The organism is Stenotrophomonas sp. CASM101 (assembly GCF_049384845.1).
GTDB lineage: Bacteria > Pseudomonadota > Gammaproteobacteria > Xanthomonadales > Xanthomonadaceae > Stenotrophomonas > Stenotrophomonas hibiscicola.
On record NZ_JBMRFR010000044.1, the window covers coordinates 1 to 273 of the forward strand.

The 273-nt window shown below is 56.0% G+C and carries 1 rRNA gene; it reads left to right on the plus strand.

Features of this window, described 5'->3' with window-relative positions:
• Positions 1-88, plus strand: a 5S ribosomal RNA gene (rrf, locus tag VG543_RS21210); the annotation flags it as partial.
• Positions 89-273: the final 185 nt, after the last annotated feature.

Below are 273 nucleotides of genomic sequence, written 5' to 3' on the forward strand. Positions count from 1 at the left end.
CCCGATCCCATCCCGAACTCGGAAGTGAAACGCAGCTGCGCCGATGGTAGTGTGGCTCAAGCCATGCGAGAGTAGGTCATCGCCAGGGTTTACACCCAAAACCCCGCTGCTCACGCAGCGGGGTTTTCCTTTTTTTGCAGGCCCCCGGTTTCGACCTGGACTTGCAGCAACAACTTCACGAAGAGCTTCAAGTTCCTCAAACAAGTTGTTGACAAAGCTGAAAGGCCTGCCATAATAGGCGGCTCGCAACGACGAAAGGCCCTCGGGTCCAAC